This is a genomic window from Arthrobacter oryzae (assembly GCF_003634095.1).
Classification (GTDB): Bacteria; Actinomycetota; Actinomycetes; order Actinomycetales; family Micrococcaceae; genus Arthrobacter; species Arthrobacter oryzae.
On record NZ_RBIR01000011.1, the window covers coordinates 54298 to 77869 of the forward strand.

At 67.3% G+C, this 23572-nt stretch carries 25 protein-coding genes and 1 pseudogene; 18 read left to right on the plus strand and 8 right to left on the minus strand.

Annotated elements, in window-relative coordinates:
• Positions 1–103: 103 nt before the first annotated feature.
• Positions 104–835 (minus strand): TetR/AcrR family transcriptional regulator C-terminal domain-containing protein, encoded by a 732-nt coding sequence (locus C8D78_RS18035; protein ID WP_167467954.1) that lies wholly within the window; start codon positions 833–835, stop codon positions 104–106.
• 271 nt (positions 836–1106) lie between these two features.
• Between C8D78_RS18035 and C8D78_RS18040 the strand changes: the two genes are divergently transcribed.
• Genes C8D78_RS18040 through C8D78_RS18050 form a run of 3 tightly spaced genes read left to right on the plus strand, consistent with a single transcriptional unit; the run spans position 1107 to position 2704 of the window.
• Positions 1107–1364: a hypothetical protein gene (locus C8D78_RS18040; RefSeq protein WP_120955242.1), complete on the plus strand. Its 258-nt coding sequence runs from the start codon at positions 1107–1109 to the stop codon at positions 1362–1364.
• Positions 1365–1368: 4 nt separating this feature from the next.
• Entirely contained in the window at positions 1369–1797 is a 429-nt protein-coding gene (locus tag C8D78_RS18045) for a hypothetical protein (protein ID WP_147429647.1), read from the plus strand.
• Positions 1798–1849: 52 nt separating this feature from the next.
• Complete coding sequence (locus tag C8D78_RS18050; RefSeq protein WP_120955244.1) at positions 1850–2704, plus strand: carbohydrate kinase family protein; 855 nt, start codon at positions 1850–1852, stop codon at positions 2702–2704.
• Between the two features lie 4 nt (positions 2705–2708).
• Here C8D78_RS18050 and C8D78_RS18055 read toward each other — a convergent pair whose 3' ends face one another.
• Positions 2709–3566, minus strand: a complete 858-nt coding sequence (locus C8D78_RS18055) for an aldo/keto reductase (protein WP_120955245.1) — start codon at positions 3564–3566, stop codon at positions 2709–2711.
• Positions 3567–3702: 136 nt separating this feature from the next.
• Between C8D78_RS18055 and C8D78_RS18060 the strand changes: the two genes are divergently transcribed.
• From C8D78_RS18060 to C8D78_RS18075, 4 genes are all read left to right on the plus strand, one after another.
• A complete protein-coding gene (locus C8D78_RS18060) occupies positions 3703–4566 on the plus strand; it encodes a helix-turn-helix transcriptional regulator (RefSeq protein ID WP_120955246.1) in 864 nt (287 codons plus the stop codon).
• Between the two features lie 215 nt (positions 4567–4781).
• Complete coding sequence (locus tag C8D78_RS18065) at positions 4782–5054, plus strand: hypothetical protein (RefSeq protein WP_120955247.1); 273 nt, start codon at positions 4782–4784, stop codon at positions 5052–5054.
• A 345-nt stretch (positions 5055–5399) separates the two neighbouring features.
• Positions 5400–6197 (plus strand): alpha/beta fold hydrolase, encoded by a 798-nt coding sequence (locus C8D78_RS18070; RefSeq protein ID WP_167467955.1) that lies wholly within the window; start codon positions 5400–5402, stop codon positions 6195–6197.
• Positions 6194–7165 (plus strand): GGDEF domain-containing protein, encoded by a 972-nt coding sequence (locus C8D78_RS18075; protein ID WP_120955248.1) that lies wholly within the window; start codon positions 6194–6196, stop codon positions 7163–7165. The genes C8D78_RS18070 and C8D78_RS18075 overlap by 4 nt, the downstream gene beginning before the upstream one ends.
• A 14-nt stretch (positions 7166–7179) precedes the next feature.
• Here C8D78_RS18075 and C8D78_RS18080 read toward each other — a convergent pair whose 3' ends face one another.
• A complete protein-coding gene (locus C8D78_RS18080) occupies positions 7180–8118 on the minus strand; it encodes an AraC family transcriptional regulator (RefSeq protein WP_120955249.1) in 939 nt (312 codons plus the stop codon).
• Positions 8119–8392: 274 nt separating this feature from the next.
• Here C8D78_RS18080 and C8D78_RS18085 point away from each other — a divergent pair, with 274 nt between their 5' ends.
• From C8D78_RS18085 to C8D78_RS18105, 5 genes and pseudogenes are all read left to right on the plus strand, one after another.
• Positions 8393–9739: an ABC transporter substrate-binding protein gene (locus C8D78_RS18085; protein ID WP_120955250.1), complete on the plus strand. Its 1347-nt coding sequence runs from the start codon at positions 8393–8395 to the stop codon at positions 9737–9739.
• Between the two features lie 53 nt (positions 9740–9792).
• Entirely contained in the window at positions 9793–10761 is a 969-nt protein-coding gene (locus C8D78_RS18090) for a carbohydrate ABC transporter permease (RefSeq protein ID WP_120955251.1), read from the plus strand.
• Positions 10758–11674 (plus strand): annotated as a pseudogene (locus C8D78_RS18095) (carbohydrate ABC transporter permease). The gene C8D78_RS18090 and the pseudogene C8D78_RS18095 overlap by 4 nt, the downstream one beginning before the upstream one ends.
• A gap of 62 nt (positions 11675–11736) precedes the next feature.
• Positions 11737–12798, plus strand: coding sequence for an NAD(P)-dependent alcohol dehydrogenase (locus C8D78_RS18100; RefSeq protein ID WP_120955252.1), 1062 nt, complete (start codon positions 11737–11739; stop codon positions 12796–12798).
• A gap of 28 nt (positions 12799–12826) precedes the next feature.
• Positions 12827–13834 carry a carbohydrate kinase family protein gene (locus C8D78_RS18105; RefSeq protein ID WP_120955253.1) on the plus strand — a complete coding sequence of 336 codons (1008 nt, stop codon included), beginning with the start codon at positions 12827–12829 and terminating at the stop codon, positions 13832–13834.
• A gap of 107 nt (positions 13835–13941) precedes the next feature.
• Here C8D78_RS18105 and C8D78_RS18110 read toward each other — a convergent pair whose 3' ends face one another.
• Together C8D78_RS18110 and C8D78_RS18115 are read right to left on the minus strand one after the other, a co-directional pair.
• Positions 13942–14145, minus strand: a complete 204-nt coding sequence (locus C8D78_RS18110; RefSeq protein WP_120955254.1) for a hypothetical protein — start codon at positions 14143–14145, stop codon at positions 13942–13944.
• A gap of 416 nt (positions 14146–14561) precedes the next feature.
• Positions 14562–15965, minus strand: coding sequence for a cation:proton antiporter (locus C8D78_RS18115; RefSeq protein ID WP_244208479.1), 1404 nt, complete (start codon positions 15963–15965; stop codon positions 14562–14564).
• A 221-nt stretch (positions 15966–16186) separates the two neighbouring features.
• Here C8D78_RS18115 and C8D78_RS18120 point away from each other — a divergent pair, with 221 nt between their 5' ends.
• A complete protein-coding gene (locus C8D78_RS18120) occupies positions 16187–16858 on the plus strand; it encodes a hypothetical protein (RefSeq protein WP_120955255.1) in 672 nt (223 codons plus the stop codon).
• Positions 16859–16980: 122 nt separating this feature from the next.
• Here C8D78_RS18120 and C8D78_RS18125 read toward each other — a convergent pair whose 3' ends face one another.
• Together C8D78_RS18125 and C8D78_RS18130 are read right to left on the minus strand one after the other, a co-directional pair.
• Positions 16981–17553, minus strand: a complete 573-nt coding sequence (locus tag C8D78_RS18125; protein ID WP_120955256.1) for an MOSC domain-containing protein — start codon at positions 17551–17553, stop codon at positions 16981–16983.
• A gap of 161 nt (positions 17554–17714) precedes the next feature.
• A complete protein-coding gene (locus tag C8D78_RS18130) occupies positions 17715–18728 on the minus strand; it encodes a medium chain dehydrogenase/reductase family protein (RefSeq protein WP_244208480.1) in 1014 nt (337 codons plus the stop codon).
• A 254-nt stretch (positions 18729–18982) separates the two neighbouring features.
• Between C8D78_RS18130 and C8D78_RS18135 the strand changes: the two genes are divergently transcribed.
• The 4 genes from C8D78_RS18135 to C8D78_RS18150 all read left to right on the plus strand — a co-directional run bounded on the left by C8D78_RS18135 (position 18983) and on the right by C8D78_RS18150 (position 21570).
• Positions 18983–19423, plus strand: coding sequence for an ArsR/SmtB family transcription factor (locus C8D78_RS18135; RefSeq protein WP_244208481.1), 441 nt, complete (start codon positions 18983–18985; stop codon positions 19421–19423).
• An 18-nt stretch (positions 19424–19441) separates the two neighbouring features.
• Positions 19442–19939 (plus strand): SRPBCC family protein, encoded by a 498-nt coding sequence (locus C8D78_RS18140; protein ID WP_120955258.1) that lies wholly within the window; start codon positions 19442–19444, stop codon positions 19937–19939.
• An 88-nt stretch (positions 19940–20027) separates the two neighbouring features.
• A complete protein-coding gene (locus tag C8D78_RS18145) occupies positions 20028–20816 on the plus strand; it encodes an alpha/beta fold hydrolase (protein ID WP_208642003.1) in 789 nt (262 codons plus the stop codon).
• A gap of 331 nt (positions 20817–21147) precedes the next feature.
• On the plus strand, positions 21148–21570 hold the full coding sequence (locus tag C8D78_RS18150; RefSeq protein WP_244208487.1) for a DinB family protein: 423 nt from the start codon (positions 21148–21150) through the stop codon (positions 21568–21570).
• 339 nt (positions 21571–21909) lie between these two features.
• Here the strand turns inward: C8D78_RS18150 and C8D78_RS20005 are convergent, their stop codons facing one another.
• Positions 21910–22719, minus strand: coding sequence for a TetR family transcriptional regulator (locus C8D78_RS20005; protein WP_244208482.1), 810 nt, complete (start codon positions 22717–22719; stop codon positions 21910–21912).
• A 68-nt stretch (positions 22720–22787) separates the two neighbouring features.
• On the opposite strand from C8D78_RS20005, the gene C8D78_RS18160 reads away from it, so the two are divergent.
• A complete protein-coding gene (locus C8D78_RS18160) occupies positions 22788–23567 on the plus strand; it encodes an SDR family NAD(P)-dependent oxidoreductase (RefSeq protein WP_120955260.1) in 780 nt (259 codons plus the stop codon).
• Positions 23568–23572: the final 5 nt, after the last annotated feature.

Genomic DNA, 23572 nt, shown 5'->3' on the forward strand with positions numbered 1-23572 from the left:
CGGCAGCGCTGACACGTGGCCGCCCGCCCGGGAAGGTCGCGCAGGACGGTCTTAAGGCCGAAGAGGAGAAAAATGGCGGGTGCCTTTCCAGGGGATGTCCGGATCAGGGTTTGGTCTGGGCTCCCGGGTGGGGGAGGCGGGCTGCGAGGCCCGAGAGCAGGATGGTGATGCCTTCGTCCAGCTCGGCCATCCCGTCGTAGTCGGCCAGGACCGGGGCAAGGGCGCGGAGGCGCGGGAACTCCTTCGGCGGCAAACGGTGCAGGCCCAGCCGCAGCAGGGCCTCGTTTTCGTCGGGGTCGACGATGAACTCCTGCAACTCGTTGAGGATGTGCCCGTAAAGGTATCCGTAGTAGGCGCGGTAAATGTGCAGCGCGTCCTCGGGGCCAAACCCGGCATCGATCAGCAGGGACAGGATCTGTTCCAGCGGCCGCAGCGTCCCCAGCGGCCGCAGGCCCAGGGGCGTTGACAGGGGGCGGGTGACCAGTAGGGGCACGACGTTGGGGTGCCGGAGGGCCAGGTGCCGCAGGTCGTGGGCAATGCGGCGGAGCTGGGCCTGCCAGTCGGGGTCATCGGGGATGATGGCCAGTTCATTCAGGACGAGCTCGGAGACTCCGTCCAGCAGTGCTGCGCGGTTTTCGGCGTAGCGGTACAGGCCCATGGGGTCCCGTCCGAGCTCCTGCCCGAGCCTGCGCATCGTGAGTGCGTCCAGTCCTTCGGCGTCCACCAGGGCCAGGGCAGCGCAAAGAACAATCTCGCGGCTGAGCCGCTTCTTGCCGGGAACCGCTGGGGGTGCGGGAGCCGCTGCTGGGGGCGCCGGATTGGCTTCGGGCGACATGGTCTTCCGTTCGGATCGGTGCGGACAAGCCACCCTCCCAGGAAAATAGGGAGGTTGCTTATTAAGTAGTCTACGCCTAGAGTCTACAACGTAGAGCTTTTGCTTTGGCCGGTCTCCGCAGCACGTGGAGTCCGGCCTTACAACGCTCTATCCCGGATCTGCGGTGACGCAGCCGTCCGGAAACATCCTTCAGCGCCGCGTGCACGGCCTAGAGGTTAGCTGCTGTAGCCACATGGCGGCACACGATGCACCGCGAGGAAACGAGCCACTCATGGCAACTTCTCACTATGACCAATTCCTGCAGGAAGCCACGTCCGATGATCCTGCATCCGACCGCGGCCTGGGCCGCGACCCGCTCTACGGCCTTTACACCAGCTGGTGCTTCCTGGGCCGGGCTGCACCCCGGCCCGAAAATGCCTTCTGGGCGGCCATGAAGAAGAAGCAGATCCATCCCAAGCGCACCGGTCTGCGCATGAAAGGGCCGGCCGCGGCGGATTACATCCTGGCCAGCTACCCGGGTCTGGTCTGACACAGTGACCATCACGTCCAACACGTATCTGCCCAGGGACGCGCACCAGCCCCGGGGACGCCGGCCATGGTGCGCGACTTGCGACACCGACCGGCACCTCCTCGTGGACTCCGTCGCCATGATGAATCTGCAGCAGGAAACCCTGGCCGCCGCCATCAGCTGCACCAAGTGCGGCAATTCGCACGTGATGGCCACCACCGCGGCCCTCCTCGCAACCATTCCGGGGCGGACCGGGAACGCGGGCGCCGCCGTGCCCCGCGACGACGCCTACCGCCACTGCCAGGAGCCGATGTCCGCGGTGGACCCTGAGCGGCGCAGCGCGCACCTGCCGGTTTCCACTCACGCCGGAACCCAGGATTTTCTGGGCGATTACCTCCGGACCCGCGTCCTGCGGTGCCGGTGCGGGTTCCAGATGGACATCCCGCGCCCCTGACCGGCGGGCCGTAGCGGGTGCCCATGAGAAGTCGGCCGGATATGCTGACGAAATGCCTGTCTCGCCGATGGTCGCTGTCTGTGGCCCCGCCTCGTGGAACCACCTCATCCTCCTTGACCATCTCCCGGAACCAGTCCCGCACATGCAATTCGCCCGGCGCTCCTGGCACACGGTCGGGGGCACCTCAGCCGGCAAGGCTTTGCACCTGGCGGATATCGGCGTCGACGTGCGCTTATGCACGCCTTTAGGCGAGGACGAAGCCGGCGACCGGGTACGCGGCGCCCTCGCCAAGGCCGGCGTCAGGATCGAAGCGATTGCGTCTGACCACACGGAACGCCACGTCAACCTCATGACCGACGGCGGAGGCCGTGTATCGCTTTACGTTTCGGTGGCTTCGCCGCCGCCGCGGGATGACCTTGACGCTGTCGCGGCAATAGTGGCTGCGGCGGATCTCGCCGTGATGGACCTGAGCGAACTTGGCTTGGCGCTGCTCGAACGCGACGAGGTCCGGCAAACACCGTTATGGGTGGACCTTCATGACTACGACGGCTCGTCCGCGTTCCATGAGCCATTCCTTCGGGCGGCCGACACGGTCTTCATGAACGGCGACCGGACAGACGATCCTTGGGAGCTCATGAGCGCCTGCCTTGCACAGGGCCCCCGTCTGGCCGTGTGCACACTCGGCGCGGAAGGTGCGATAGCGCTGGAAGCGGACGGGACGCGGCATGAGATTGCCGCTGTTCCCGCACACGTAGTGGACACGAACGGCGCCGGGGACGCATTCATGGCTGGCTTTCTCGGCCTGACCCTGCAGAGAGCGTCAATTTCTGACGCCCTCAAGGGGGCGGCCGCTCAGGCCCGGATCGCCATTGAGAGTGAGCATCTGCACCCCGTCCTGGGTCGTTGACTCCTTAGACGATCCGGCGTCCGCCCAGCCAGCTCACCATGGCGGGGTCGCGGTGGTCGAAGAAGAGGCTTGCGCCGGTGTCCAGAGTGGCGATCCGGTTCATCTGTTCCTCGGTGAGGGCGAAGTCAAAGACATCGAGATTCTGCGCCATCCGCTCGGGCCGGACGGACTTGGGGATGACGACCACCTCGCGCTGGATGAGCCAGCGGAGCACCACCTGGGCGACCGACTTGCCGTGGGCCTCGGCGACGGCGCTGAGCACCGGATTGGTGAAGAGGTTGTTCTTTCCCTCGGCGAACGGACCCCAGGACTCGATCTGGACGCCGCGCTCGCGCATCAGCGCCTGGTCGGCGGCGCGCTGGTGGAAGGGGTGGGTCTCGATCTGGTTGACCGCCGGGACGATCTCGTTGTGGTCGATGAGGTCCACCAGCCGGTCGGGGTGAAAGTTGGACACGCCGATGGCGCGGGCCAGGCCTTCCTTGTTGATGTCCTGCATGGCCCGCCACTCGCTGTAGTAGTCCCCGAGCGGCTGGTGGATCAGGTACAGGTCGAGGTAGTCCAGCCCGAGCCTGTTGCGGGAGTTTTCGAAGGCGCGCCGGGTGTCGTCCTGAACGCTTCCGGTCGGGGCGTGCTGGATCCAGAGCTTGGTGGTGATGAAGAGTTCCTCGCGGGCGATTCCGCTGGCCTTGATCGCGGCGCCGACGGCGGCCTCGTTGCCGTAGGAGGCGGCCGTGTCCAGGTGGCGGTAACCGGCGGCGAGGGCGGCCTCGACGGCGGCCTGGGTTTCGTCGTCGGGAATCTGGAAGACGCCGAAGCCCAGGATGGGCATCTGGACGCCGTTGTTGAGGGTGACGGTCTGCATGGGGTTTCCTTTGCTTCGACGGAGGAGATGGAACTGATTCAAGAAAACCAGTCCCGGCGCGCGCGTGGGAGTGCCTGCTGTGCGGTGTACTGCCAGTTCCTGTTAGGCCGGGCCGCGGCGTCGTAGCGTAGATCCCATGGACAACAGCAAGGACGTCCGCGAGTTTCTCACGAGCCGCCGTTCGCGGATCACACCGGCCCAGGCCGGAATCCCGGCCTACGGCGGGGCCAGGAGGGTCCCCGGGCTCAAACGCGAGGAAGTGGCCATGCTCGCCGGCGTCAGCACCGAGTACTACGCGCGCCTGGAACGGGGAAACCTCCGCGGAGTATCCGAATCCGTCCTCGAAGCCCTTGCCCGCACCCTCCAGCTCGATGAGGCTGAACGCACCCACCTGCTGGATCTCGCCAAAGCCGCCGCGCCATCGGGGGCCACGGCCGCGCGCCGGGTCCGGGCAGAAGTGCGCCCCAGTGTTCAGCGGATCCTGGCCGGCATGACGGGCACGCCCGCCTACGTCCGCAACTCGCGTGGAGACATTGTGGCCGCCAACAGTGCCTGCTTCGCCCTGTACACGGGCATCCTCAGCCCCGACAAACTGCCGGTGAACCTCGCACGGTTCATGTTCCTCGACCCGCGTGCCCGGGAATTCTTTCTCGAATGGTCCGCCATCGCAGATGACCTTGCCGCCGCCCTCCGCTCCGAGTCCGGGCGCAACCCGGGCGACAGGGCCTTGAACAACCTCATTGGTGACCTCGCCACCGGAAGTGCGGAATTCTCGACGCGCTGGGCCCGGCATAACGTCCGGTTCCACCGCTCAGCCCGCAAGACACTGCACAACCCGCTCGTCGGCGACATCGAACTTACCGGCGATGCCCTCGAACTCCCCGGCGAGGGGCTGACCCTCATCGCCTACACGGCCGAACCGGGAAGCCACGCCCAGGAACAACTCAACTTCCTCACCAGCTGGAGCAGCAGCGAAAAGGAAGCGCTCATCGCCGAGTAGGCATGGCGGCGGCGTGCCTAACGACGGCGGGGCCCGGACCGCCGTCGGCACCAAACGCTGAACGCACGAAAGCCGCAGGGAGCGGTTTTGGCCGCTTTAACTCGCGCCCTATCCGAGATAGGGCGCCCGTGGTAACTTCTGCTTGGAGCAGGAGTTCCCCACGCGATTGCCTGCCAATCCGGCTCCTGATTCGGCTTTCGAAAGCAGAGGCAACGATGGCAACTCTAGTGATCTTCCATGAGGTCGACGACGTTGACCACTGGCTCAGCTCGCCGCGACGCCAGGAAATTTTCGGACCCTTGGGCATGACTGTCCGACCCTTTGTCGACCCGGGCAAAACCAACCGAGTCGGCCTGATCGTCGAAGTCCCGGACCTGGACACGTTCCAGCGAATGATGGAGTCCGAGGCCGCGGCCGAGGCCATGAAATACGACGGCGTACGCCCGGACACGATCTTGATGCTGGTCGAACCTGAGCCCAGCACCTGACCCGGGAACGATCCCCTCGCGGACTCCACGCGGGGCAGGGCATCGGCTGAGGGCCGTACTTCCCCGGGTTCCTGAGCGCCGGGACTGGTCGCCGCAGGTCGTCCCAAACGCCGGATGAGCTGCGGCGACGCATGCCCGGGCCACCGCTCCACCGGACTACTATTGAGCCAAGTACCGAAATGCATCCTTGTGGTGGGGGACCTTTCGCGGGCGGCGCCAGCTGGAAAAGCTGGCGCTTTCGTCTGTGCCGGAGGTGCGGATGTGTAGCTCCGCCGTCGGTCCCGGTCGGCGGGTTTATGTGTCTGAAGTGGAATGGCGGGTTGGCAGATGTCCTCTGGTGCGGCAATGAGAAACAACGTTCAGGTGTGCGGGCCGGAAGACGGCCCGGTCCTGGTGTTCGCGCACGGATTCGGCACCGACCAAAGCATGTGGGGCAAGATTCTGCACTGGTTCACCGACCACTACCGGGTGGTCCTGCTGGACCATGTGGGGTCCGGGGGCTCTGACCCGTCCGCCTACGATTCGGCCGCCTACTCAACGCTTGGCGCCTACGTGGATGACCTGGTGGAAGTCTGCGACGAACTCGATCTGCAGGACGTGACCCTCATCGGCCACAGCGTCGGTTCCATGATGGCCGTCAGCGCGGCCGCCCGGGACGCCGGGCGCCGGTTCGGCCGCCTCGTCCTGCTCACGGCATCGCCCAGTTACCTCGACCACCCCGAAGACGGCTATGTGGGAGGTTTCACCCGGCAGGATCTGGATGACGTCTTTGAATCCCTGGACGCCAACTATGTTGTCTGGGCCGAGTCGATGGCCCCGGTCTATATGAATACACCGCACGCCCCCGAGCTGGATCATGAAATCCAGGGCAGCTTCGGCCGGATCAGCCCCCGGGTCGCCCGCGACTTTGCCCGGGTGGCCTTCCTGTCCGACGTCCGGAACCTGCTCGGTCAGGTCACCGTCCCCGTGCTGGTCCTGCAAAGCACGGACGACGTCGTCACGCCGGACCACGTTGGAACGTACCTGCACAACGAGCTGCCCAACAGCACACTGGTCCGGCTGGCGGCCACCGGCCACTTCCCGCAAAGCAGCGCGCCGGAGGAAACGTCGGCCGCCATTCTCGACTTCCTGAAACCGGCATGAGCGCAGCGGACACCGTGGCGGTCGACTTCGGGCAACTGTTCAACCAGGCGCCGGCAGGCTACGTCGTTGCCCGCATCGACGGAACAATCGTGGCCGCGAACGCCACCATGCACGCGTGGACGGGCGCGCCCGCCGGCGGCCTGAACGGTACCCGCCTGCTGGAGCTGATGCCGGCCGGCGACCGGCTGATGTACCGGACACATGCCGGGCCGAAGCTGGAACGCGACGGCCAGCTCGGCGAGCTGTCGATCGAACTCCTGGGACCCGACGGACTGCGCAGACCGGTCCTGCTGTCGGTCACCCGGACCTTGGACGGGGCGGCGTCGAGGGACCTGATGATCTTCTTCGCCGCCCCCGAGCGGCGCCGGTACGAGCGGGAGCTCGCCAACGCGCACCGGCAACTCCAGGACGCCGAGGCGGACCGCGCAAAGCTCTTGCAGGAAGCGCACCACCGCGCGCTTCACGACCCGCTGACGGGCTTGCCGAACCGGAGGCACCTGGGGGAGAGCCTGCTGGCGGCCCTTACGCAGGCCGGCGAAGAACGGAACCGCGTGGGCATGCTCTTTTGCGACGTGAACAACTTCAAGCAGGTGAACGACACCCTGGGCCACGCTGCCGGCGACCAGGTCCTGGAACACGTGGGGCGGATGCTCTCCCTGGCGGTGCGCGGCGCGGACGCGGTGACGCGCTACAGCGGCGACGAGTTCGTCGTCCTGATCCCGCGGCTGGATGACCCGGCGGAGCTGGACGCCGTGGCCGAGCGTGTCCGGAACGGTCTGGCCGGCTCCGTCACGGTCGCCGGGAACGAGCTCCGGCTGAGCATGTCCGTCGGCCGGGCGGAAACGACCGTTCCCGCGGGCACCGATTCGGCGGGGCGCAAGGAACTGGCCGAGGCCCTGCTGTCCGCCGCCGATCAGGACATGTACCGCGTCAAGACCGAAATGCGCTCCGCCCCGGCAGCCGGCTGACTTGCCCCGGACCGTCAGGCCTGAACGCGCTGGCGGAACTGCCGCGGGGTCTCGCCGGCCTCGTTGAGGAAGTGCCGGTTGAAGTTGGAGAGGTTCGAGAAACCCACCTCGTAGCAGATGTCGGAGACGGCTTTGTCGCTGTGTTCCAGCAGGCGGCGTGCATGGGCCAGCCGAAGTTTGCGGACCAGGTCACTGAAGTTCTGGCCGGTGGCGCGCTTGAAGTATTTTGAAAACGTCGGCTCTGACATGCCTACCAGCGCCGCAGCTTCGGACATCTTGACGCTGCCGGCGTGGTTGCTGAAGACGTACTCGAGGACGATGTCCACCACAGCGGCGGCCTGGCCGTCCAGCTGGGGCCTGAACCATTCGTCGGCCAGGTACCGACGCTCCTCCTGTGGGGCACGGGCAAGAATCGCAAGGAGTTCAAAAAGGTGGTGAAGCCGCTCCAAGCCAGTGGTTTTGCCCATCGCATCGATGGATGCTGCTGCCGACTCGGCCGTCCGGCCCAGGAACTCGATCCCGCGCGAGGACTGTTCCAGCAGGGGCTTGACTTCAGCCATTTCCGGAATGATTGAAGCAGCCTGTTCAACCCACTTTCCGTCGAACTGAATGAGGGCGTCCCTGCCGTGGAGGATCTCTCCGGGCTCGAGGTCGCTGACCCAGTCGTGCGGCAGCCCCGGCCCCACCAGTGCTACGTGTCCGGCCTCGAACGTGCCAATGTGGTCTCCCACGATGAACTTTCCGGTGCCTTTCCGGATCAGGTGGAGTTCGTATTCAGGGTGATAGTTCCAGCGGGCCACCGGGCTGGGATAGTCGTGCTCGTGCCACCGGACGGAATGGTTCGGGTCTTCCGGGATGACCTCCCGGTTGGCGCGCATGCCCAGCAGTCTTTCCGCAAGCCGGGCCGCCGCACCGCCGGTGATGCCTGCACTGCTGGGGGCCGCCGTGCTCATCGTGGTTCTCCATGCGTTCGGGCTATGAAATTTCGACGGCGCTAGAGACCGTCTTCTTCCAGAGTACAGTCTGCCCGGGGGAGCGTTCCGGCAAATTAGTATCAGAAACTGGCAACCATCGCGCTAGTTGTGTCCTATCCCACAGGCCTAAAGTTGAGGAACATCAGCGAGGCACCCGGGCTTCCAGGCCAGGTCCCGCTTTCGGCGCCGCACCCCGACATAGCAGTCGGAGCGCAGGTCGCACTGCACCCCCTGAAGAACAAAGGAGTCCTTAATGCGCGCAAAAATACGCGTCGCCTCGCTGGCCGCAGGCGCCCTGTGCGTGGCGCTCAGCGCCTCGGCCTGCGCCGGTGCCGGAGGAGGCAATTCCGCCGGAGACCCGAACAGCATCAATGTCCTGATGGTGAACAACCCCCAGATGGAGGACCTGCAGCGGCTCACCGCGGACAACTTCACCAAGGAAACCGGTATCAGGGTCAACTTCACCGTCCTGCCGGAAAACGACGTCCGCGCCAAGATCAGCCAGGAGTTCTCGAGCCAGGCGGGGCAGTACGACGTTGCGTCACTGTCCAACTACGAGATCCCGTTCTATTCCGCCAACGGTTGGCTCGCGCCGCTGGACAACGTGGCAAAGGACCCTGAGTTCAACCAGGCGGACATCCTGCCGGCCTACACGGCGTCGCTGACCGGCAAGGACGGCAAACTCTACGGCGAACCGTTCTACGGGGAATCCTCCTTCCTCATGTACCGGAAGGACATTTTCGCGGCCAAAGGCCTGACCATGCCGGAGAAGCCTACTTGGGACCAGGTGGCCGATCTTGCCGCCAAGGTTGACGGTGCAGTTCCCGGCATGAAGGGCATCTGCCTGCGTGGCGAGCCCGGCTGGGGCCAGGTCTTCGCACCCCTAACGACCGTGGTGAACACTTTTGGCGGAACCTGGTTCGACAAGGACTGGAACGCGAAGGTCAACGCCCCGGAATTCACCGCCGCTGTTGATTTCTACACCAAACTGGTGCGCGACCACGGTGAAGCGGGCGCCGCGCAGGCGGGGTTCACTGAGTGCCTGACAAACATGAGCCAGAGCAAAGTCGCCATGTGGTACGACGCCACCTCCGCCGCCGGGGCCCTGGAAGCGAATGACTCCCCGGTGAGGGGAAAGATCGGCTACGCCCAGGCTCCGGTGAAGGAGACCAAGTCCTCGGGCTGGCTGTGGACCTGGTCCTGGGCCGCGCAGGCGGCCTCCAAGAAGCAGGACGCCGCCGACAAGTTCATCGCCTGGGCGAGTTCGAAGAAGTATGAGGAACTGGTCGCTTCCAAGTTCGGCTGGTCCAAGGTCCCTTCCGGCAAGCGCATCTCCACCTACGAGAACGCCGACTTCCAGAAAGCCGCACCGTTCTTCAAGGCCGAACGCTTTGCCATCGAGAACGCCGATCCGAAAAACCCCGGAGTCCAGCCGCGGCCGGCTGTCGGCATCCAGTTTGTCGGCATTCCCGAGTTCGCCGCCCTGGGCACCAGGGTGTCCCAAGGCGTGAGCTCTGCTATCGCGGGCCAGGGCTCCGTCGCTGACGCGGTGGCCAAGGGCCAGGAAGCCGCACAAAAAGTCGGCGACAAGTACAAGTAACCACTCCGAACACCCTCACCGAACCGCACATCACCGAAGCGCAGGAGAACATCATGACTACCGCAACGGCGCGCATCTCCCGGCACGGGAGCAGCGCAGCCAAACCTTCCAAGAACGCCAGGGCGCGGGAACGCGCAATGGCCTGGGCACGGCGCGGACCGCTGCTGCCGGCACTGGTCTTCCTCATCATCGTCACACAGCTTCCGTTCGTGGTGACCCTGGTCATCTCGTTCATGAACTGGAACAGCCTGAGCCCGTCCAAGACTGGATTCGCCGGCATCGAGAACTACGTCCAGATCCTCACCGACCCCTACTTCCTGCAGGCAATCGTCACCACCATCATCGAGACAGTTTCCGTGGTCCTGGTCAGCCTGGTCCTCGGCCTCGGACTGGCCCTGCTCCTTGACAAGAAGTTCATCGGCCGCGGGCTGGCCCGAACCATGCTCATCGCACCGTTCCTCATCGTTCCGGTAGCCGCGGCGCTCATCTGGAAGCACGCCATCCTCAACCCCGTCTACGGCCTGATCAACGGCACCCTGACCTGGATCTGGTCGCTGTTCGGCAGCGCCAACCCGCCCCAGCCGGACCTGCTGTCCTCGACGCCCCTGATGGCCATCATCATGTCGCTGGTCTGGCAGTGGACACCGTTCATGATGCTGATCCTGCTGGCCGGCCTGCAGTCCCGCCCGATGGACACGGTCGAAGCTGCCCAGATGGACGGCGCAAGCCCGTGGGACATCTTCCGGCACCTCACCCTGCCGCATCTGCGCCAATACCTGGAACTGGGCGGACTGCTCGGAGCCATCTACATCGTGCAGAATTTCGACGCAACCTTCGTCATCACTTCAGGCGGTCTGGGCACGGCCAACCTGCCCTACGCCATCTATGAGACGTTCTACTACGCCAACGAGTACGGCCTGGCTTCCGCCGCCGGCGTCGTGGTGGTCATCGGCACCATCATCGTGGCGACCTTCGCACTCCGCACCGTATTCTCGCTCTTCAAGAAGGAGGCAGCACGATGAGCACCCTCACCCCGGCCGAGGCCAGGTCATCAGTCCCCGCCCCGCACATCCGCACCAACGGTTCACGGCGCCGAGGCAAGTCGCGCATGGACCCCACGCGCAACAACACGGCCGCCGGGATCGCGGCCTGGCTGCTGGCCCTGCTGTTCGCGGTACCGGTCCTGTGGATGATCCTGACCTCGTTCCACTCCGAAGTTGACGCCGCGACGAACCCGCCGTCCCTCGCCGCCGACCTTAACCTGGACGCCTACAAGGAGTTCTTCGGGGCAACGTCCGGCGTCAGCCCTTGGCCGTCGCTGATCAACTCCGCCACCGCCTCGATCTTCTCCACCGTGCTGGTCCTGCTGCTGGCCATCCCGGCCGCCTACGCCTTGTCCATCCGGCCGGTGAAGAAGTGGACCGACGTCATGTTCTTCTTCCTCTCCACCAAGATGATGCCCGTCGTCGCCGCGGTCCTGCCGCTCTACCTCTTCGCCAAGAACGTCGGCGCGCTGGACAACATCTGGTTCCTGGTCCTGATGTACACCTCGATGAACCTGCCCATCGCCGTGTGGATGATGCGCTCCTTCCTCGCCGAAGTCCCCGTCGAGATGCTCGAAGCCGCCCAGATCGACGGCGCCAGCCTGCTGCTGACGCTCCGGAAGGTCATCGCCCCCGTGGCGATGCCGGGTATCGCCGCCACCGCACTGATCTGCTTCATCTTCAGCTGGAACGAACTCCTCCTCGCCGGGTCCTGACCGGCGTCGTTGCCGGCACTGCACCGGTCTTCCTCACCGGCTTCGTCTCGGGCCAGGGCCTGTTCCTCGCGAAGGTCTGCGCCGCCGCCGTCGTGATTTCCCTGCCCGTTCTCTTCGCCGGCTTCGCCGCCCAGGACAAACTCGTCCAGGGGCTCTCCCTCGGCGCAGTCAAATAGCCGACCAGTCAAGTAACCGACCCATCTTCCCTTCGATCTGCACAGGAAAAAGGAATACTTCGATGACAACTTCAACCGCACAGTCCCGCACCTCCGGACATCCCGAAGTTCCGGCTACCATGCGCGCCGCCGTCCTCAAGCGCCAGGGCGATATGACCATGGAAACCCTGCCGGTCCCCCAGCTGGACCCGGACCAGGTCCTCGTGCAGGTCGCCGCAGTCGGCGTCTGTGGCAGCGACGTCCACTACTACGAACACGGCAGGATCGGCGACTACGTCGTTGACCATCCGCTGATCCTGGGCCACGAGCTCTCCGGCCGGATCGCCGCCGTCGGAAGCGCCGTCGACCCTGCCCGCGTCGGCCGGCGGGTCGCCGTCGAACCCCAGCGCCCCTGCCGCACCTGCAAACAGTGCAAAGCCGGCCGGTACAACCTGTGCCCCGACATCGAGTTCTACGCCACCCCGCCGATCGACGGTGCCTTCGCCGAATACGTCACCATCCAGAGCGACTTCGCCTACGACATCCCTGACAGCGTCAGCGACGAGGCGGCCGCCCTGATCGAACCGCTCTCCGTCGGCCTCTGGGCCTGCGAACGCGCCCAGATCAAGCCCGGCAGCCGGGTCCTGATCGCCGGCGCCGGCCCCATCGGCATCATCGCAGCCCAGGCCGCCCGCGCCTACGGCGCCACCGAAATCTACGTCACAGACATCGCCGAAGACCGGCTGGCGTTTGCCCTGGAACACGGTGCCACCCACGCCCTCAACGCCAGGACCGATAGCGTCGAGGGGCTCGACGTCGACGCGTTCATCGACGCCTCCGGCGCCCCGCAGGCCGTCCGTTCCGGCATCAAAGCCGTGGGCCCCGCCGGCAGGGTCATCCTGGTGGGGCTCGGAGCCGACGACGTCGAACTCCCCGTCTCCTACATCCAGAACCGCGAAATCTGGCTCTCCGGCGTCTTCCGCTACACCAACACCTGGCCCCTGGCGATCCAGCTCATCGCGGACGGCAAGGTGGACCTGGACATCCTGGTCACCGGCAGGTTTGCCCTGGCCGACTCCGAAGAGGCACTCAAAGCCGGCAAGCAGGCCGGACAGCTCAAAGCCGTCGTCTACCCGGGCCGCTGACGCACGCCACCATTGCAAGGACGCAGCCATGCCAGCACCTGAAACCCCATCCGCGTCTGCCCGGGCCGCCGGAAACGCCGTCCTGACTGTCATCGGCGAATCCCTCGTCGACATCATCAGCGACCCCCTCCACCCGGACGCGGGGACGGCCCACCCGGGCGGTAGCCCCCTCAACGTGGCAGTGGGGGCTGCCCGCCTGGGCCTGCAGACATCCCTGGTGACCCACTACGCCGATGACCGGCACGGTCTCTTGATCGACCAACATCTGCAGGCAAACGGGGTCCGCGTGATCAACGGCGGCACTACGCCGACGTCGACGGCCCTCGCCACGCTTGGTCCGGACGGCGCCGCCGACTACACCTTCTCCATCACCTGGGAAATCAACGGGGCCGCACTGCCTGCCCTCGCCGCCGTTCAAGGTTCCACCCACGTCCACACGGGATCAATCGCCGCCATGCTCGCGCCGGGGGACCAAGCCACTCTTGCCCTTGTGCAGGCCGCCCGTGAGCACGCGACCATCAGCTACGACCCCAACTGCAGGCCCGCCATCAGCCCCGATGCGGCAGCGGCGCGCCGACAGGTGGAACTATTCGTGGCGTCCAGCGACATCGTCAAGGCCAGTGACGAAGACCTGGCATGGCTCTACCCGGACCGGACCCCGGATGACGCCCTGGAGGCTTGGCTGGACCTCGGCCCGGCGGTCGTGGCACTGACGCGCGGAGCCGCCGGCCCGGTCCTCCTGTCCCGTAGCGGGCGCGTGGAGCTGGCCGCCGAATCCATCACCGTGGCAGATACTGTGGGCGCCGGCGACTCCTTCATGGCAGGGCTCGTCTCCGGACTCGCCCAACTGGAAGGGCTCGGAACCCACGGCAGAAATAGGCTGCAAAAGCTGACCGCAGACCAGCTGGAGTCACTAGCCGCGTACGCCAACCGGGCTGCGGCGATCACCTGCTCCCGGAGGGGTGCAAATCCACCAAACTCCACGGAACTCGGTCCGCTGCCAGCGCAATTAGCGGGCCGGGGACGTACTCCGTGATCGTCTATCCCCGTGGAAAATTTTTGATCAGCGGGGGACCGGCAAAAGAACGACGACGGCGGGAGCCAACTCCCGCCGTCGTCGTGGTGCTGCGTCGCGCTGCGGTGTTAGGCGGAAACTGCCTCAAGGTTTGCCGCGCCGTGGTTCAGGCTCAGCGTGAAGGTGCCGGGGCCGCTGGCGTGGACCGCGATGTTGCTCTTGGCGGTGTTGTGGCGCTCCGAGAGGTCATGGATCAGCGCATCCAGTTCGTGGTGCATGGTGGAGCGGTCCCAGAGCTTGTGGGTAACGGAGGGGGCAGTTTCAAACGTCATTGTTCAGTGCTTCCATTCGTGATTCCGGAGGTCCGGCTGCCGCACCGATGCGGAGCCGCCGTGGGGCCAAACCAGGAACGCCTGAGACCTCGGGGCAGCTCTGCGAGCTCACCGGTTTGGCCTCATTGCGTCCACCAGGATGGGTAAATCTTCGCCGCCGATCCGCCGCGCACACTGTGCGTCGGAGTGATCGCGGCTCTGCCGGCCGGGAACTCGCGCTCCCTGCCTTGCCTTTCCATAGTGCACAGCGCGCCGAGGGAGGCTCAAGCCAGATGGCGAAGATTGCGCGTGAGACTCATCACAGGCGCCGCGGCGCGTTGCTACGGAACAGGCCCTGCCGGACGTTGCTTTGGGGCGGCGCCGCGGGACGGTCCTGCGTCCCGGCGGGCGGAGGTCGACGCCGGGTCTGGTGCGGACTAGGGCCGGGCCCGCTTGGGCCGGATGCGTGCCGCGGGCGTGTGCTTGCGGCTCAGGCCGCGGTCGGGAGCCGGAGTGACCGTCACCGGGCCGCCGGGCTCCGGTCCGGCTGCGGCAGCGGCCCGTCCGTAGCGGGCGGCCAACGGCGCCGCGCTGAAGCCGTGGGCCAGGACGCTGAGCAGCACGGTGGCTGCGATGACGGCCACGGCCTGATCGGACACAGGGCCGAGGGTCTCCATCGCCAGCAGCGCGAACACGAGGGACGCCAGCCCGCGCGGACCGAACCACCCCACGAACAAGACGGTGTTCCGGTCCAGGCCCGCACCGATCGAGGCCAGGGCCACCGGCAGCATGCGCACCACCGTGAGGCTGAGCACGGCGTAGACGAGGGTCAGGGGGACGAAGTTCGCCAGCATTGTGGGAATGGTGATGGCTCCGAAGGCCAGCCACACGAGCAGTGACACCAGGCCGCCCATCTGTTCGACGAAGACAAGTTCGGCCGGCGCGCGTTGGCCGGCGCACGTGCCGAACGCCAGGCCGGCACAGAACGCGGCGACGAATCCGTTGCCGCCCACGGCGAGGGCGGCGGTGTAGGCGAGTAGGCTCAGGGCCAGCACTCCTATGCCGGCAAAGTCCTCGGCGCCGGTTCCGCGCCGGCGGGCCAGCTGCAGCAGCCACCCGCCTGCGGCGCCGATCGCTGCGCCCACGCCGGCGCCGACCAGCAGTTCGACGGCGGCGCTGCCCGGGCCGGGGGCGCTCTCCAGGCCCGCTGCGGCGGCCGCGCCGGCGATCGCGACCATGACGACCGGGGTGGCGATGCCGTCGTTCAGGCCGCTCTCGACCGTGATCAGCTGACGGATCCGCGACGGCACCGCCGGATTCGTCACCACGGGGACCCCGAGCGCGGCGTCGGTAGGAGCCAGCGCCGCACCGACCAGCAGGGCCAGCCACAGCCCGAACTGGGGGAAGAACCAGAGGGCCAGAACCCACCCGAAAACAATGGTCAGCGGCAGGCCGATTCCCAGCAGCCGCACATACCGGCTCACGTCCCGGCGCAGCTGCTGGAGTGGCAGGCGGGCGGCGTCGGAGAACAGCACCCACACCAGGGTGACCTCCACTACCGGGGTGATGGCCGCCGGGGGCGAGGCGGCATCGACCAGCCCGAACCAGGCCAGACTTGCGCCCACGGCGGTGAACACAACGGGAGCGGTCAGATCCGCCCGCTGCAGCCGCGCCGATACCAGCGCCCACGCGAACAAGGCGGCGGTAATCAGGACTATGACCGTCAGTTCCACGACGCGTCCGTGAGTGGAACGAAGATAGTCATCGTGTCCGACGCCGCGACCGCGGATTTGCCCGCGGTGCCTGAAGAAGTCATCGGGCTCCGGCGCAGCGTCAAGCATGCCGCAACTTCGAACGCGCCGGAACCGTTCATGCTCAATTTTAGGCGTGGGCGCCCTGTGGGTGCCCCTGTCCAAAGTCCCTTGGGCCTTCGGTCTGGGGCATTTTGCCTTTGGCCTTGGGTATTGGGGCTTTGACCTTGGGGAGCCTGGGCCACGCCCGGGCCCGTCGCCGCTAGGCTGGCCTCAACTGCGCAGTGGCCGCAGGAATCCGAAGGAGTCAGGTGTTCGCCGAGGTATCCGCCGCACTGGCCGGGATGGTGCTGATCGCCGTCGAGCTCATCCGGTCCGTTCCTGCGCTTTTGCGGGTGCGGCGCACCGGGGCCAGCGACGGCGTCAGCGGCATGAGCCTTGGCGTGCTCGCCGGCACCGGACTGGGCTGGGTGTCCCTGGCGGCAATCGTGCACAGCTGGTGGGTGCTGGCCGCCAACGTGCTGTGGATCGTGATCCATGCCTTCCTGTGCCGGGAAGTGGCCAGGACCGAGGCCCGGAAGAGACGCGAAATCCTCCTGGCCGGGGTGGGCTCGGCGGTGGTCCTTGCCCTCGCCACGATCGGGGCCCGGTTCTTCATACCGGTGGAAGAGGCTCTCGGACTCACGCTGGGCGTATCCACGCTGTTCTATGCCGTCCCGGCGGCGTACGAGGGGCTGGCCAGCGCGTCGACCCGCGGCCTGAGCCTGCTCTCCCTGGGCGTGAACACCGTGGAAGGCAGCATCTACTTCCTGGCCGGAATCGCGGTGCTGAGGATCGCCGAGGCTGGGGATCCGGTTTTCGGCTTTGCCTTCTTCGGCGTGGTCAGCATCGCCTCCAACGGCGTGCGGTTCGTGCGTGTCGCGTACCGGCGGATCAAACGGCTGGACCGCGCCCTGCCTGCGTCCGCCGCAAGCCCCGCCTGACCGGGCCTGTCTGTGTCCCCTTCTAAGCCTCCTGGGCCGAAGTCGCCGGAAACCTGCGGGCTCGCCGGAAGCTCCCGGCGAATTGGCAGCCTTCCGGCGACGTCGGCTGCGGGCTGTGGGCGCTAGGGCAGCCTCGACGGCCGGAGTGCCGAGGCGAGGCCGGCCTTCCGTGGATCGAGTTCCACGGGGCTGACCAGCACGGCCGGTCCGCGGCTCAGGAAGCCGTTCGAGAGCGGCTGGCAGCGCACGCCGCCCCGCCCGCGCATGGCCGCGTGCGCCCCCGGAGCGAGCATCCGGTCCATCCACGCACACGGGTGGGCGGGCCGTCCGGCCCGGAACCAGACCGGTTCTCCTCGCGTCTCCAGCGCGAAGTCCTGACCCAGCAGGGGAGCCAGGTGGGCGCCCCGCAGGACCACATTTCGACGGGTCAGGAGCGGGTCAAAGGTTCCGACCTCCAGCTCCGCAGCCATGGCCTCGAGGGCTTCGACCGCGAGCAGCGTGACAGCGGCGTCCATGTGCGCGGCCTTGCCGAAGAACCGGTCGCCGACGATGCCCTTGCCGGCCACCACTTCGGCCCGGTCCGCGTCCGTGGTGGGGACCTCCGCCGCGCCGTCGCGGGCGCGGCCGAAGTAGGCGTGCGCCGGAGAGAGCAGCAGATGAAGAACCTCGACGTCGTACCTGTAGCTTGCCGTCATGCCACCAAACTATCGTCCCGTGCAAGCCCGGGCACCGCGGCACGGTTCGGCCAGTCCCCAGTCCGGCGCCCACCGCGGCACCCGGGCTCGCCGGAAGCGTGCGAGTTCGCGGGAGGCTCCCGGCGAATTGGCAGCCTTCCGGCGAACTCGGCCGGGGCCGCTCAGGGCACGAGCACGATCTTCCCCTTCGAGGCCGTGCTCCCCAGCAACTCATGGGCGCGGCGGACCTCGGAAAGCGGCAGGCGCTCGGCCACCACGGGGTGAATCTCGCCGCGGCGGAGGATCTCGAGCAGCACCTGGAAGTCGGCCTGGAACCAGTCCTGGCGGTGGATGCGCAACTTCTGGATCCGGTAGGACAGCACCTTTCTCCGGGGTGACAGCGCACCCCAAAGGGCGACGGCCCCGGTGGCCGCGTACCATGCGACCACCCCGGGCCAGTTCTTGCGCCCCTGCGCAATGGTGGCGTAGCGGCCGAATACGACGAGCCGTCCGCCGGGCCGCAGGGCGCGGAAGGAGCGCAGCGACAACGGGCCGCCGATCCCGTCGAGGGCGATGTCCACGCCGTCGCCGGTGAGCGCGCGGACCCGGGCCAGGAAGTCCTCGTTCTGATAGTCGATCCCGACGGCGCCCAGCCGCTCCACCGCGGCGCGGTCCCGGCCGGCGGCGGTCCCGTACAGGCGGAGTCCGGCCAGCGCGCCGAGTTCGAGGATCGCGGTGCCCACCCTGCCGGCCGCGCCGTGGACCAGAACGCTCTCCCCGGGCTTCGCCTTGGCCGTGCGGTGGAGCAGCTGGTAGGCGGTCATGTACGGGAAGACGAGGCTCACGACCTCGGCCGGGTCCAGGTCCTCGGGCACCGCGACGGCGTACACCTCCGGCACGCAGACCTGCTCGGCGTTGGCTCCCCACACCGTCAGCACCCCGACGCGGTCGCCCACGCGAACCCGCGCGCAGCCGGGCCCGACCTCATCGACGATGCCGACGAGCTCGTAGCCGGGCGTGAACGGCGGCTTCGGCCCGCCGAGATAGGTGCCGGCCCGCAGCTGCGCGTCGGTGAACGAGACGCCCGACGCGAGCACCCTGACGCGGACCTCGCCCGCGCCGGGCCTGGGCGGGTCAACCTCCGCCACCTGCAGGACCTCTGGGCCGCCGAAGCGGTCGATCATCACGCGCTTCATGGGGCCACTCTACGCTCGGCGCGCGGCCGCCACACCGGGTCGATGACGCGCCGTGGCGGCCCCCTTCGAGAACCTCGGTGGTCGCCGGGGTGGGTTGCGACGGCTTCGGCGCACGAATTCGCCGGACACCTGCGGGCTCGCCGGAACCTTACGGCGACCTCGCGCGATTCCGGCGAAATCGGCGGGAGGGCGGTCGTGCTGGGATCCGCTACCCCATTGACACCCCCGTAAGGGCCGGACTATTCTACAACCAAATGGTTGTAGATCAGCTCAGGGAACCGCTCAGCGACGAAGAACTCGACCGCCTGTTCCAGGCGTTCGCCGACCCGACCCGCCGGGACATCGTGCGCCGGGTGACGGTGGGGGAGTACTCGGTTTCCGGACTCGCTGCCCTCTACGCCATGAGTTTCGCGGCCGTCCAGAAGCACGTTGCAGTGCTGGAACGCGCTTCCCTGGTCTCGAAGGAGAAGCGGGGAAGGGAGCAGATTGTGCGGGCCAACCACGATGGACTGCAGAAGGTCCGTCGGCTGCTCGATGAGTATGAGGTCATCTGGCGGCAGCGGACCGAGCGGATCGCGGACCTGCTGGCCGAAACAGCCGCACCGCCACGAGGCAGCATGCAACCAGGCACCACGAACCAGCACGGCAGAAGGCAGCAACACACAAACCAGCAAGCCGGAGAGCAGCAAAACTGAGGATAGGAAGGTTTTGTCATGACCGTTATCAGTTCAGTAAAGAATCTTGAGGCGCTGAGCCTCACCGTGGTCGCCGAGTTCGACGCCGGCGTGGAGCGCGTCTGGCAGATCTGGGAAGACCCCCGCCAGCTCGAACGCTGGTGGGGCCCGCCCACCTGGCCGGCCACCTTCGAGAAGCACGACTTCGTCCCCGGCGGCGAGGCCAGCTACTACATGACGGGACCCGAGGGGGAGAAGGCCCGCGGCTGGTGGCGGTTCGTCACCATCGACGCCCCGCACCGCCTTGAGTTCGACGACGGCTTCGCGGACGACAACGGCGAGCCCGTGGCCGAGATGGGCACCGTCCACGGTGTTGTGACGCTGGAGCCAATCGGCGGACGCACCCGAATGACCGTTCTGTCCACCTTCGAAGCGGAGGAGCAGATGGAGAAGATCGTCGCGATGGGCATGGAAGAGGGCATGAAGCAGGCACTGGGCCAGGTGGACGCGATCCTCGCCGAATCCGTCAACGCCTGAGCTGCAACCTTGCGGACGACGGCGGGAATCTCCCGCCGTCGTCCGCAAGACCCTGTTCAGCCTGGTACGTGCGGCGTTAGGATGCCCTGTGACTTTCACCCATGGTTACGCGGCCAACGGCGACGTCCGCATGTACTACGAAGTCCACGGCCACCCGAGGGCCGGCGAGCCCCCGCTGCTGCTGATTCCCGGCGGCGGCTCGACAATCGAGACCAACTTCGCCGGGCTCATCCCCGCCCTGCTGGCCGAGAGCCTGCAGGTGATCGCCGTCGATGAGGAAGGCCACGGCCGCACCGAGGCGACCGACCGACCGCTCACTGCCGAAAACTCGGCCGACGACGTCAAAGCCGTGATGGACGCGCTCAACGTGGACACGGTGGACGTTCTCGGCTTCAGCGCCGGGGGCCACACTGCGCTGGCGCTCGCCATGCGGTATCCGGCCTCCGTACGCTGCCTGATTGCCGCCTCGACCTTCGCCACCCGGGATGCGGTCAGCGACGAGTTCTGGGACGGAATGGCCAAGGCCACCCTCAACGAAATGCCTGAGGTTTACAAGGACGCAGACCGCCGTCTCCATCCCGAGCCGGGGCACCTCGAGCGGATGTTCGAGCTGGACCGCCAGCGGATCCTGACCTTCCCCGGCTGGCCGGACGACCACCTGTGCCGCATCACAGCCCGAACTTTGGTGCTGTGCGCCGACCGCGACGTCGTCAGCCCCGAGCATGCCGCGCGGATGTCCCGCGTCATTCCGGGGGCGCGGCTAATGATCGTGCCCGGCACGCACGGCGACTACCTCGGGGAGCTGGGCGCGACCGGCGGCGACCTGAGGGCCATGCGGATCACCCTTCCGTACCTGCTGCGGTTCCTGGAGGAGTAGGGCACGGTCCGGGACCGGCCGGCGTCGAAGTCCCTTCCGGCATGGGGGTCCCGTGTCACCGGAGGTCCCGGGCCACCGGCCGTCGAGGTCGCCGGAAGCGTGCCGGTTCGCCGTACCTTTCCTGCGAAGGGAGTGAGTTACCGCCGAGTTCGAGGCTGAGCGGCGCGGCCCAGTAAACCTAGAGTCGCCGAGGGCTCGGCGCTAGACTCTCGCGCATGACGATAGTGGACGACCAGGGCCGCACGGAGCCTCCCTTGCCGCCGATGAAACCGAGACCCTGCTGGGCTTCCTGGACTTTCAGCGGGCCACGCTGGCCTGGAAGTGCGCCGGACTGGACGCCGCTGGCCTCGGGGCGACCACCGCTGCCTCAGCGATGACGCTGGGAGGAGTGCTGAAGCACATGGCCTATGTGGAGGGCGAGTGGTTTTCCCGTTCCCTGCATGCACGGGACAGGGATGCGCCGTTCGACGCCGTGGACTGGAAAGCCGACCCCGACTGGGACTGGCATTCCGCCGCCAACGACACCCCAGAGCAGCTGCGCACGCTCTGGCAAGACGCCGTCGACCGGTCCCGGGCAAGCGTCGCGGATGCCCTTACTCGCGGCGGCCTGGACCAATTGGCCCGCCGCCCATGGCCCGACGGTTCGGCGCCGAGCCTGCGCTGGATCCTGTGCCACATGATCGAGGAGTATGCCCGGCACAACGGCCACGCTGATCTCCTCCGCGAAGCCGTGGACGGGCAGACGGGGGAGTAGGCGTTCCGGGCTACCTGTCCGCCGACGCCGACGCCGGAGTCGCCGGAATCTTGCCGGTGCGCGGTGCGCGGTGCGCGCTCGCTGAAGTCGCCGAAGTCGTGCCGGTGCGCCAGCCGCCGACGCCGGAGTCGCCGGAATCTTGCCGGTGCGCGGTTCGCGGTCGCCGGAGTCGCCGGAGCGGTGCCGGTGCGCCGTTCGGAGTCGCCGTCATGGTGCGGGTTCGCCGTACTCTTACGGCGAGTCCGACACCTTCCGGCGACTTCGAGGCTGGGGGTAGCTTGGGATAGGCCGGGGGCAACGGGAGGGCCGGGCAAATCGGGGGTCAGGGAGGGCCGTGCGTCAGCGGACTTTGCCCGCAGGGGTTTGCCGGGCGTCCGGGACTTGCAGCACCCGCATGGCGGCCTGCAGATATGGATCGGGATCGGGCTCGGTGCCGGCGGCCCACTGCATCCAGGCCTCGAACGTTGCCCCGAGATAGGCCGCGCAGAGATAGCCGGCCATGTCCTCGGGGACGCCAAGCGCGGTCAGATACCGGCGGCCCTGCTCGCGCTGTGGCGCCAAGGCGGCGTAGCTCCGGCTGGCCAGTTCCGGATGTTCCGCGATCAGGCGCAGGCGTCCGCGTGTGAGGGCGAGGTCGGGAAGCGCAGCCGCCCCGGCCTTTGCCGCGGCGCTCAGCCCTGCCCGGATCTGCGCCACACTCAGCCCGGGTCGAATTGCACCGATGGAAGTGCCCGCCGCATCATTGGGCGCATTAGTGGTCGCGGCGTCGGCCACGCCGTCGTCGCCGCCCGGCGGCGCCTCGTTGCCCGCGGCTTCCCACACCCCGCCCGGCAGCTCCTGGCGTGCTGTATCCGGCGCCGCGTCCCGAGCCCGGTCCCGTGCGGCGTCCAGGGCCCGGCCAGCCGCCGCAGCCACCGGCTCGATCCCGCCCCAGACCAAGTCAGCCTTGCTGGCGAAGTAGCGGTAGAGGCTCTTGCGCCCGATCCCCGCTGCTCCTGCGATGTCCTCCATGGAGGTTTGCTCGTAGCCCCGCTCGGCGAACAGGCGCAAGGCGATGCGGGCGACGGCGTCGGGGTCGATCGTCGAGGGCCGGCCGGCGGCGCGCGCAGCGCCGGGCCGGGGGTTCTCGGAGAGCTGGCCAGTATTCACCCTTACATAATGACACAGGGTGTCATAAGGTGGGCCTGTCAGCCTCGTCAACGTCTGGAAAGGACATCATGGGCAACGAAGCTTCATGGCAGGAAACCGTCACCGCGGGCCGGTTCGCGGGCAAGACCGTCATCGTCACGGGCGCGGGATCGGGCATCGGGCAGGCCACGGCCCTCCGCGTCGCCAGGGAAGGCGGCCGGGTGATCGCGGCCGACATCAGCAAGGAACGCCTGGACGCACTGGTACACGACAACGCCGGCTTGGACCTGGTGCCCGTGCCCGGCGACATCTCCACCGAGGAAACCGTCGCCGCCGTCGTAACCGCGGCCGGCGGGCGCGTGGATGCGCTGGCGAACGTCGCGGGGATCATGGACAACTTCACGCCGATCCACGAGGTGGACGACGAAACGTGGGAGCGGGTCTTCCGGATCAACGTCACGGCCCTCATGCGCCTGACCCGCGCCGTCGTGCCCCTCATGCTGGAGGCCGGCTCCGGCTCCGTGGTCAACATCGCCTCCGAAGCCGGCCTGCGCGGGTCCGCCGCCGGCGCCACCTACACGGCGTCCAAGCACGCGGTGATCGGCCTGACCAAGAACTCAGCCGTCATGTACGGGCCCAAGGGCTTGCGGTTCAATGCCGTGGCCCCCGGCGCCACCATCACGAACATCGAGGCGACGTGGGGATCCGAGCTGGGGGCCGCACGGCTCCAGCCGCTGATGGGCGTGAACATCCCCGCGCCGGCCACCGCGGCCCAGCTGGCCGCCTCGATCACGTTCCTTCTCAGCGATGACGGCACCAACGTCAACGGTGCGGTCCTCGCCTCCGACGGCGGGTGGTCGGCGGTCTAGGCACG